This window comes from Colwellia sp. BRX8-7, assembly GCF_014077275.1.
Taxonomy (GTDB): Bacteria; Pseudomonadota; Gammaproteobacteria; order Enterobacterales; family Alteromonadaceae; genus Colwellia_A.
Window position 1 is genome coordinate 268,012 of record NZ_JACGVP010000001.1, and the last position, 11,819, is coordinate 279,830.

The following is an 11,819-nucleotide window of genomic DNA, read 5'->3' on the forward strand; positions in this document are numbered from 1 at the left end:
CAAGCCTAGTCAGGTTGGTTTTGTTATCAATGTTAATTATATAAATGTTAAGTGTTAACAGTTATTTACGTAAGTATCCATCATATAACCGACTAATGATAATGGCATAGTCTCCACGCTTAACATCGCTGGCTGGTTCAAAGTAAGCAACAACGGTTGGCGATAGGTCATAAGGTCCTTGTTCAATAGCGAAACGAACCCCGATTAATGACATATCTATTGCAGCCTGCACATAACCTTTTAGCGCTTCATTAATATCGCTTGAGTCCATAACAGCAATACGTTCACCATTATATTCGACAGTTATATCACCACTAAAGTCTTTAACTTGTCTTTCTAATCCGAGTGCCTGTACCAGTGAATAAGCTAACTCTTGTTTATTCACCTTAGCGTGTGGTTGAAAACTATCACCATTAGAGATCATCACCGGTGCTTGGTTTTGTACTCGATCTTTAAGCGCTGAGCCAGTTTCTGTGACGGCATCAACAAAGGGGGCGTGTTTTGCGTTAACATCTGTAAAGACGGTTTTATTATCATTTAAGAAGCCACGGTGCTGCCTAATTGACATACCCATGACTAAATATTGCGCCAGCTCTTTACGTCTTAACTTAGCATCAGGACGATAATATTGATCGTTTTTACTATCAACTAAACGCTCACTGACCGCAAATTCAATTGCTTTTTCTGCAGGATGTCCGGTAATGTCGTTTAACCCCTCGTAGCCACCTGAGGTTAAAATCGAAATATCACCTTCGATATATTCAGGAATACCAGGACCATTAGTGGTACCTGTTGGATCAGCTTGTACACCTGATAAAGAAGTGATGCCAAAGGCAGATAATTTCCATTCTCCGGTTTGTGCTGGTGCAGAAACTCGCATGGTGCTACTTAGCACAGGCGTTGTTAAGTTACCAAAATAGACGGTACCGTCTGGAGCTTCCAATTTAAGTTTAACCAGATTGGCCAATGTTTCAGAGGAAGCACTTATCCATGCGGCATCATCTTGAACGTTAAACAGATGGACTTCAGGTTCACCTGCTGGGGTAAATAAAACGCTAAATGGCTCAGGTGCTTCATCATCAATAATAATCGCATTGGCATTAAAGGTATTGAGATTGTTCACCGTTGCACTGTTTTGTTCGTTATAACCTAGGGCTCCAGCAACTGCTGCATATGCATTGACATGACCCGCGCCCACTTCCCAAGATTGGTAACCGGGCATATTAGTAGCGGTTTCTTGAAGAATAGTTTTTATTTGTAAATTGGTTAAATTGGGATTAGCTTCCCACATCAAGGCAATAATTCCGGCAACATGAGGCGCTGCCATCGAAGTGCCTGAAATTCTTGTGTAAAATGGTAAGTATTCGTTTTCAATCACGCCAATATCATCGGCACCGCCATTAGAAGCGATATTGGTTTTAGCACGAGTCGAAATAATATCAACGCCTGGGGCAACAATAGTCACTTCATTGATATAAGTCCAAGCTGAACCGTCTGGCATACTAAAATTACCGTTTTCACCACGTTTACCACGCGATGAAAAATCGATTAAATCGCCTTGCTTGGTACTTGCACCAACAGAGATACCCCATGGAATTTGAGCATATGGATTATGCGTGTCCTCGCCTGAACCACTATTACCGGCAGCAAATACCGACATAATGCCCATTCTGTGAGCTTTATAAGACGCTAAAGATATTGGACCTGCAGAGTCATATTTACCACTAGAGCCCCAAGAGTTACTCATCACTCGAATGGGAGAGTTAAAATCCCAAACGTGGGTAATAGCATAATCATAGCCGCCCAGCGCATCTAAAATAGAAAGACCCGCGCCAGAGCCATAACCAATAATATCAGCGCCAGGCGCCGCACCTTGGTATTTGCCGCCAGAGTGAGTCCCCCAACCGCCGACAGTACCGGCACAATGTGTTCCATGACCAACATTTAAGTCAGTGTTACGTTGACCTTCTAGCCACATACCGTCAAAACCGGTTAAGGAAAGCGCTTGAGCATGGGTAACGCCTTGCACATTTTCAATCACTTTAACGCCATATTGTAAATCATCTAATGTTGCATCGATGCCTGAATCATTAACAATAACGGTAACGCCCTTACCCGTGTATTTCATGCCATTGTTACTATCGAATGTGCTAGATTGCAGTTTTTCTACACCTGTTATCTGACGTGCTTCAGCATTATAATATTCTAATGAACGGTTAGCGAATATCGAACGAACACCTGGCATTGCCGCTAAGTGATTAATCTGACTGGCGTTTGCCATCACACCAACGATAGGTAGTGATTTAAACTGTACACCTTGAGTTAAACCAAGGTTTAATAAGCTTTGCAACTGGGTAGTTGTTAATGCATCAAGTTGATCATAGGAAACAACAACCATAGCACTGTCCGTTACTGTCATATTTTGTAATTGTTGCTCTAATTGAGAGCCAATGACTGCAGCTGCGGTTGCACTAAGACTGATACCTGCGATTGACATGGTTAATGCCATGTTCTTTATTATTGTCTTCATACTTTATATCTACCCGTCTTTAAAAGTGTATTTTATTTACGCTATTATTTGACTAGATTTTGGCAAATAAGACCATCGGGAACAGCCCCTATTTTATACAGGGGAAAACCCCTAGTTGTGAATTTTCCAGATAAGTCATTAAGGAGATTTAAGCGGCGTTCTGTTTTAGCACAGCCAATTTTTCACCCTCTTAATTCATACGCTAATAACTGGCTTTTGTACTTTTAGACAGCAAGCCACTATATCTTAAATAACATCACCTGAGACTTAATCAAGCGGACAGTTCCGTCACCATTTTTCTGGTGACCTAAGCTCAAATCAACACCACTATTGACTCAACCATAAAGCGCTCATCTAAGTAATCTCTCGCAATAACAATCGTTTTTTAGAGAATTGTACTTATGAGGAGCGTAATACCATTACTGTTTTATTGACTGCTTGTTAAAGGTATATGCCTAATATCAGCGCTCATTTATGATGCATTGATTACTTACTCTGTTTTTGCACTCTATGTGTGCGTAATCGTCATTGTGTTGTGCGCTAAAAGTCATCCGCGCAAGAGAAATAACAATAAAAGCTTTTAAAACAATGTGATAGATAAAGTAATAATGATGGCACTACCTTTGCTCTACGTAACTCAATCAATGATGAGTATTAAATAAACCTGCTTATTTAATTGACTCAATTTTAGGAGTGGTACATGAGCGGTCAAGAAGGTCTCAATATATTTTCATTCAAAGGTAAGATGAAAGCATTACATATGAGTTGGATAGCGTTTTTCATTACGTTTGCTGTTTGGTTTAACTTTGCTCCCTTGGTGTCAGTTATTGCTGATTCATTAGGGCTAACAAAAGCTGAAATAAAAACATTAATGTTATTAAACGTAGCGTTAACCATTCCAGCGCGTGTTGTCATTGGTATGCTTACCGATAAATACGGCCCGCGCTTAACATTCGCGGTTTTGCTTGGTGTGTGTAGTATCCCTTGTTTTATGTTCTCGCTTGCAGATACGTTTGAACAAGCGGCACTTTCGCGCTTCTTAATAGGTTTTATTGGTGCGGGTTTTGTTATTGGTATCCGTATGGTTTCTGAATGGTTCCCCGCTAACGAATTAGGGACGGCTGAAGGCATTTATGGGGGTTGGGGTAACTTTGGTTCAGCCGCTGCTGCCATGTCACTACCTACACTAGCGTTAGCCTTTGGTGGTGAAGATGGTTGGAGATACGCCGTTGCTTTTACCGGTGCATTAAGCTTAATTTTCAGTGTAATCTGGTATCAAAACGTAACGGATACACCTAAGGGTTCAACGTATTTCAAGCCTAAACAAACAGGTGCAATGGAAGTTACCTCAACGGGCGACTTCTTCTTATTACTCATTATGAAAATTCCTATGTATGGCGCTTTAGCTTTACTCACCTGGAAATTATCTCCTGCCGGTGTCAGTTTATTAACAGAACAAAGTGCCGTCATTGCCTATATTAGCTTGGTGGTTTTGTTTGCCGTTGAATTAAAACAAACCATTAAAGTAAACGGTCACTTATTTTCAAAACCGGTCGAAGAAATTCATCGTTACGAATTCAAGCAAGTGGCGGTGTTAAATGTGCTTTATTTTGCAACTTTCGGTTCTGAGTTGGCCGTTGTTTCGATGTTGCCGTTATTCTTCGCTGAAACATTCGAATTAAGCATGGTGTACGCAGCGATGTTAGCCTCTACTTATGCATTTATGAATTTAATGTCTCGTCCCGGTGGTGGTTGGTTATCAGACAAGTTTGGCCGAAAGAAAACCTTGTTAATTTTAACAGCAGGTTTAGCTGCGGGTTATTTTGCCATGTCAGAAATTACCGGAGAATGGCCATTAGCCCTAGCAGTAGTAACAGCTATGGCTTGTTCTTTTTTCGTGCAAGCGGGTGAAGGAGCTGTATTTGCAGCAGTCCCCTTAATTAAACGTCGTTTAACGGGACAAATTGCAGGTATGACAGGCGCTTACGGTAACGTGGGTGCGGTGGTTTACTTAACCGTATTAACTATGGTTGATTACTCGACTTTCTTTATGGTGATTGCCGCTACCGCTGTGGTAGGCTTTATTACATTACTCTTTATGGTAGAGCCAAAAGGCACAATGACGGAAGTACGTGAAGATGGCACAGTTGAATTAATTAATGTCGGTCACTAAGCTAAGATGAGTGTTATCAATACAGACAAGCAAACGCTCCAAAGCACGGTTGTAGATTTACAACTATGCTTTGGTGGTTTTTCTCATAAAGGTTTAAAGGCAGAAAACCAAGACGCTTTTGCTGCTGTTGTGCCAAAAAAACTTGAATTACGCGCTAAAGGCGCGGTTGTGGCGATCGCAGATGGAGTATCGAGCGCAAGTAAAGCCGCTGAAGCTTCACAACTTGCGGTCACTCAATTTATTCAAGAGTATCTTGCTACGCCCGAAACATGGTCTACACAAAAATCTGCCGCTAAAGTATTAAGCAGTTTAAATAACTGGTTGTATTCACAAAGCGGATTTGTTGATGCTTTAGTTAATCAAGACTCTCCTCAATGGCTAACGACTTTTTCAGCGCTTATTGCTAAATCAAACACCGGTTATATTTTTCATGTTGGCGATACCCGTATAACAAAATATCGCCAGCAACAATTAGAAATTATAACCCGTGATCATAATCGTAAACAAATAGGGCAACAGGATTTATTAACACGCGCATTAGGTGCTGATAGCCATTTAGAAGTTGATGTTTATCAAGTCGATTTACAGGCAGGAGATTTATTCATGCTAAGTTGTGATGGTATTCATGACTTTGTTAGTAAAGCTGCTTTTAAAACACTCTTTGATTCATTGCCGTTATCACCAAATAAGTCTGACTTAGAAGTACTTTCTGAAAAAATTGTTGCCACCGCACTTGAGCGCGGTAGTCATGACAATGTGACCTGCTTACTGGTTTATATTGACGCGATACCGAATCGAAAATTGGCAGAAATTGAACGCGACCTAAGTTCAAAAGCGATCCCTCCAGCATTAAAAGTTGGGCAGAAGCTTGATGATTACCTTGTTAAAAAAATAATACACGCCAGTATTCGTTCACACTTGTATTTAGTCGTTGATGTTAAAACAGAAAAACCTTATGTGTTAAAAGCACCCTCTGCTAACTTTTCAGATGACGCCTTTTATTTACAAGGTTTTATGCGGGAAGCTTGGGTGGGAGAACGCATTAAACACGTTAATGTCATGCGTGTATTATCCGCTAAAAAAGACAGCCAGTTTTTATACCATGTATGTGAATACATTAAAGGGCAAACCCTGGGTGAATGGTTACATGACAACCCTAAACCTAGCATTGCGCAGGTCCGCGATATAATGAAACAAGTGATCGGCGCATTACGATCATTTCAACGTTTAGATTTAGTTCACCGCGACTTAAAGCCCGACAATATTATGATCGATGAATATGGTCAAATTAAATTGATTGATTACGGCACCGTATTTGTCGCTTCACTTGATGAAAACCAAGAAACAATAAAAGAACAAGTACCACACGGCTCTCTAAATTATATTGCGCCTGAAACCTTATTGCATATGCAAGCTGATTATCAAAGTGACCTATTCTCATTGGGGGTTATTTGTTATGAAATGTTATCGGGTGAACTTCCTTACAAACCAATGCAACGTGCTGAAGTCACTATTAAAAATTATAACGATATGCAATATCGCAGCATTAAACAGTTTCGACCAGAGTTACCCTTGTGGTTAGATTTAAGCCTTCAAAAAGCAACGGCTGCAGACCCAAAACAGCGCTATAGAGCCTTTTCAGAATTTTTTAGTGATTTAAATAAACCGAGTTCATCTGCCGTTGAAGAATACAAAAACCAACCCTTGTTAAAGCGTGATCCTATCTTTTTTTGGCAATTAGTATCAACCTTATTGTTTATTGCCTTGATGGTATCTTTAGTTAATTAACCCGTTCCCCCTTTGCACTTACCGCTGATGATTATGGTGCACACCTCTGGTGCGTTGATGCCTTCACTGCAGTGCAAAATCGCTGTTACAACTCACACCTAAATCACTATCTAATTGAATTTATTAAAAAAACCACTTGGTTCGTTTATTGCTAATAACAAATCATTATCTAATTCTGCTAATACAGCAGTAATTTAAAGAAGTAGGGTTCCAAAAATGAGTACACAACCTCAGAAGATCGTCGTCGTTGGTAATGGCATGGTTGGCCATCACTTTGTTGATGAAATGGCGAAACATGCCGGCTATGAAATTACCGTTCTATCAGCTGAAGACCGTTTAGCTTATGACCGCGTTCATTTATCAGAGTACTTTTCTGGAAAAACTGCTGATGATTTAGCCATGACTACGCCAGCATATTACAACGAAATAGGCGTTAATTTTTTTACTAACGCAAAAGTCACTAATATTGATAAAGCTGCAAAAACTGTTACGACTGAGTCGGGTGACATTTTCGCTTACGATAAATTAGTTATGGCGACAGGATCATACCCCTTTGTTCCCCCTATTCCAGGTAAAGAACGTGACCATTGTTTGGTTTATCGTACTATTCAAGATTTAGAAGACATTCAAGCGTCAGCTAGAGCGGGTAAAGTTGGTGTGGTGGTTGGTGGGGGGTTATTAGGTTTAGAAGCCGCTAACGCCCTTAAAGAACTAGGCCTGCAGACACACGTTGTAGAGTTTGCCCCACAATTAATGGGCGTGCAATTAGACAAAGACGGCGGCGCTTTATTGCGTTCAATGATCGAAGATATTGGTGTTCAGGTACATACACAAAAAGCCACCAATGAAATTGTCGATGGTGAAGAATGTGTTCACCGAATGAATTTTGCCGATGGAACACATTTAGAAACTGACGTCATCTTATTCTCAGCCGGTATTCGCCCCTATGATAATTTAGCACGTGAATTTGATTTAGCGGTTGGCGAGCGGGGCGGCATTGTGGTTGATAACAACTGTAAAACCTCTAACGAAAATATTTACGCTATTGGTGAGTGTGCTTTGTGGAATAACTTTATTTTTGGTTTAGTGGCGCCAGGCTACACTATGGCTAAAGTGGCTGCCGATAACATTATTGGCGGTGAACAGCAGTTCACTGGTGCAGATATGAGCACTAAATTAAAATTAATGGGTATGGATGTGGGATCGATCGGCGATGCTCATGGCCGTACTCAAGGTTGTAAAAGCTACGTCTATTCAAATCAACCTGACCAAATTTATAAAAAAATAGTGGTCAGTGCCAATGGTAAAGAATTAATAGGTGCGGTTTTAGTGGGTGATACCAGTGAATACGATACATTATTGCAATACGCATTAAATGGTATTGAATTACCAGAAAATCCTGACGGTTTAATTTTACCCAGCTCAGGCGAAAAACCCACCTTAGGCGTAGATGCCTTACCTAATACCGCAACTATCTGCTCATGTTTGAATGTCACCAAAGGCGATATTATTGCTGCTATTGATTGTGGCGCCGTTGATGTCGGTGAAGTAAAGTCTTCAACGAAAGCAGGAACAGGCTGTGGTGGTTGTGCCGCCTTATTGAAAAAAGTAACAGATCACGAATTAGAAAAACGTGGGGTAGAAATTAGCACTGACCTTTGCGAACATTTTGCTTACAGCCGGGTTGAGTTATTTCACATTGTGCAAGCAGAACAAATTAAAACCTTTGACCTGTTAGTAGAAAAACACGGTTCAGGTTTAGGCTGTGAAATTTGTAAGCCAGCAGCTGCGTCTATTCTCGCTTCGGTTTGGAACGATTACATATTAAAACCCGACCATGTATCACTACAAGACACCAATGATGTTTTTCTAGGTAATATGCAAAAAGATGGTACTTATTCTGTCGTTCCCCGTATGCCAGGCGGTGAAGTAACCCCAGATAAGTTAATTGTTATTGGTGAAGTCGCTAAAGAATATAACCTATATACCAAAGTAACAGGCGGCCAACGTATCGACTTATTCGGCGCACGTGTTGACCAATTACCGGCGATATGGAAACGCTTAATTGATGCAGGTATGGAAACTGGTCATGCCTATGGCAAATCGTTACGTACGGTTAAATCTTGTGTTGGCAGCACTTGGTGTCGTTACGGCCAACAAGACAGCATGGCAATGGCCATTTTCTTAGAAGATCGCTACAAGGGCTTGCGTTCTCCTCATAAAATTAAGTTTGCGGTTTCGGGCTGTACACGCGAGTGTGCTGAAGCACAAAGTAAAGACATTGGTATTATTGCTACTGAAAACGGCTGGAACTTATACGTCAGTGGCAATGGCGGCATGAAGCCTCGCCATGGCGACTTATTCGCGACTGATTTAGATGATGAAACCTTAGTGAAATATATCGATCGTTACTTAATGTTTTATGTGCGTACCGCAGATCGCTTAACCCGTACTTCTGTCTGGTTAGAAAACCTAGAAGGCGGCTTAGCCTACATGGAGAAAATAGTTAAGGACGATCACTTAGGGATTAATGCTGAATTAGAAAAGCAAATGCAAAATGTCGTTGATACCTATCAATGTGAGTGGAAAACAACCATCGAAAGTGAAGAGCAATTAAAGCGTTTTCGTCAGTTTGTTAACTCTGACACTGTCGATGGCAACATCGAATTCGTTACTGAGCGTGATCAAATTAGACCCGCTCAAGGTGATGAGAAAAAATATGGCGTTCAAATTCAAGCCGTTGATTTAACACCTGCATAAATACATTTACGAATAAGGAAAATAAAATGACAACAGAAAATAGCTGGCAAACCATTTGCTCAACCAGTGATTTAATTAAAAACTCAGGTGTTTGTGCATTATTAGCAAACAAAGAACAAGTGGCTTTATTCCAAGTAGGTAAGGACACCGTTTATGCTATTTCTAACTTTGATCCCTTTGGTAAAGCAAACGTTTTATACCGTGGTTTAATTGGTGAAACTAAAGGTAATATTTACGTTGCTTCACCCTTATTAAAACAACGCTTTGTTTTAAATTCAGGAGCCTGTTTAGATGATGATACTTTAGCGATTAAAACCTATGAAACACGTGTTACTGATGGAAAATTAGAAATATTTGGTTAAGGATTTCATCCTTTATTTTCATAAAAATCCTAGCGAAGTTAACGGTGCTGGGATTTTTATTTTGTACCATTCATCATTAAATTTAAGCCTAATATGACTCACTTAGCATCTGCTAAAAAAAAGTCTGCATACGCGAAGATTAATTATCCCAATTCTACATGCTAAGGTGTTTAAACAGTTCAATCTCGGAAGAGATTATTTTGGTGCATCTTTGCATCACAAACTAATAAAAACGAGTATAAAAAATCAAAGGGCAACCCTAACCAATTGATATAAATGTAATTAAACTTCTGGTGTGAATTGTGCTTTAATATTTTAAATATACTTAATTCTTAATTTTAATTTGAATAAATTGAAAAATAAAACCTTGTCTTTGCCTAATAAAAATACGATATATCAGGATGTTCCATCAGGATTAAAAGTATTGCTTGCTGAAATAAACCATGCAAAAGCAAAGGTATTAATGAGCGTACTGATAAATGAGCAATATGATATCTATCATGTTGCTCATTCTGGCGTACCTTTATTAAGAGATGTTAAACAGCTAAACCCAGACGTTATCATTATTGATATAGAATCTCCAAACAGAGATATGCTTGAAAACCTCAATAAAATTTCTCAATTCGCCCCAAAACCTATCGTAGTTTTTTCAGAACAACAATGTGCCAATACTACCATTAATCAGATGGTCAAATCAGGGGTTAGTGCTTATGTTGTAGGGGAAGTTAATCAAACAAGAGTGAAGTCAATTATTGATGTGGCTATTGCGAGATTTGAGCTTTTTCAAGGACTAAAACAAGAACTTGCTGACACTAAACAAAAATTGTCTAGCCAGAAAAGTATCGATAAAGCTAAACGTTGGTTAATGGAAACAAAACAACTGTCTGAAATAGATGCGTATCACTTCATTCGAAAAATAGCGATGGATAACAGCCAGAAAATGGATGATGTTGCCAAAAACATCCTTTCTGTTGCTAGCATTTTTTAGATATTTAAAGACGTTTTAAAGAATTGTAGAGAATATCAATTATGTTTAATATTGAAAAAAAAAATATAACCCTTGGCTTTATGCCATTAACAGATAGTGCCCCCTTAGTCATTGCTCATGAAATGGGATTTTTCGAAAAATGGGGGCTTAACGTAAACCTAACAAAACAAAATTCTTGGGCCACATTAACAGATAAATTGCATAGCGGAGTTATTGACGCCGCCCAAATGTTAGCCCCTATGCCCATTGCCTGTAACTTAGGTTTACACGGACAAAAGTCAACCGTGATTGCCCCAATGATATTGAGTCGTAACGGTAATGGCATCACGTTATCGACTAAACTCTACCAAAAAATATTATTACAACACAATACCAATGAGATCAGTATGCCATTTTCGGCCAATATATTGAGACATGAAATAGAGCAACGAAAAAAAGAAGGTAATAAATTAACCTTCGCTGTCGTTTTTCCTTATAGCTGTCATCATTATCAACTTGTTGAATGGCTAAAGAATAGTGATATCGATCCATCAGACATTAATTTATTAATTGTACCTCCTTCAAACATGGTGCCATCTATGCATTCAGGGGATCTTGATGGCTTTTGTGTCGGTAGTCCTTGGAATGCTAAAGCGGTTAGAGAAGGTGTTGGCATCACAGGTGTTACCTCTTCTGACTTATGGGAAGATTCACCTGAGAAGGTGCTTGGATTAATGTCTGATTGGCAAGTTAAGCACCCAGAAACAACATTTGCTTTAGTATCTGCTTTATATGAAGCATGCCAATGGCTTGAAAATATTCCCAATCGCTTTGAAGCAGCGAGGTTCTTGAGTCGTGCAAAGTATTTAGACACACATATCGACGTAATTGCGCCTTCATTAATGGGGAGTTGCCTAACCCTTAACAATACATCACCTCGTAAAGTAGAAAGCTATCAACAATTTTCGACATTAGGTGATCCCACATTCAATAGGCCAGCACATCATTACGGTGAAAACATTGCCAAATTAATGCAAGCGTGTGGACACATAAACAGACAACAAATAACGGATCTAGACATTGCTTCGATCTACAGGGAAGATATTTATCAAGCTGTAATATATAAGAATAAGTAGAGCCTTTATTAAAATGAAGTATCTGCCTACAGGCCTATAGACACCAAAATAGTGCAAATACTTCTCACTGTTGGAGCAAAGTATTTAATCAAAAAAAATAAAA

At 39.4% G+C, this 11,819-nt stretch carries 7 protein-coding genes; 6 read left to right on the forward strand and 1 reads right to left on the reverse strand.

Features of this window, described 5'->3' with window-relative positions; genetic code table 11:
• Positions 1-61 precede the first annotated feature (61 nt).
• Positions 62-2,530 carry a S8 family serine peptidase gene (locus tag H4J57_RS01165; protein ID WP_182241711.1) on the reverse strand — a complete coding sequence of 823 codons (2,469 nt, stop codon included), beginning with the start codon at positions 2,528-2,530 and terminating at the stop codon, positions 62-64.
• A 700-nt stretch (positions 2,531-3,230) separates the two neighbouring features.
• Here H4J57_RS01165 and H4J57_RS01170 point away from each other — a divergent pair.
• The 6 genes from H4J57_RS01170 to H4J57_RS01195 all read left to right on the forward strand — a co-directional run bounded on the left by H4J57_RS01170 (position 3,231) and on the right by H4J57_RS01195 (position 11,716).
• On the forward strand, positions 3,231-4,703 hold the full coding sequence (locus H4J57_RS01170) for a NarK family nitrate/nitrite MFS transporter (RefSeq protein ID WP_182241712.1): 1,473 nt from the start codon (positions 3,231-3,233) through the stop codon (positions 4,701-4,703).
• Positions 4,704-4,709: 6 nt separating this feature from the next.
• Entirely contained in the window at positions 4,710-6,491 is a 1,782-nt protein-coding gene (locus tag H4J57_RS01175) for a bifunctional protein-serine/threonine kinase/phosphatase (RefSeq protein ID WP_182241713.1), read from the forward strand.
• A 216-nt stretch (positions 6,492-6,707) separates the two neighbouring features.
• Entirely contained in the window at positions 6,708-9,251 is a 2,544-nt protein-coding gene (gene nirB / locus H4J57_RS01180; protein ID WP_182241714.1) for a nitrite reductase large subunit NirB, read from the forward strand.
• Positions 9,252-9,277: 26 nt separating this feature from the next.
• Entirely contained in the window at positions 9,278-9,613 is a 336-nt protein-coding gene (gene nirD, locus H4J57_RS01185) for a nitrite reductase small subunit NirD (RefSeq protein WP_182202631.1), read from the forward strand.
• A 352-nt stretch (positions 9,614-9,965) separates the two neighbouring features.
• On the forward strand, positions 9,966-10,601 hold the full coding sequence (locus H4J57_RS01190; RefSeq protein ID WP_259366313.1) for an ANTAR domain-containing response regulator: 636 nt from the start codon (positions 9,966-9,968) through the stop codon (positions 10,599-10,601).
• A gap of 41 nt (positions 10,602-10,642) precedes the next feature.
• A complete protein-coding gene (locus tag H4J57_RS01195; protein ID WP_182241715.1) occupies positions 10,643-11,716 on the forward strand; it encodes a CmpA/NrtA family ABC transporter substrate-binding protein in 1,074 nt (357 codons plus the stop codon).
• The last annotated feature ends 103 nt before the right edge of the window (positions 11,717-11,819 follow it).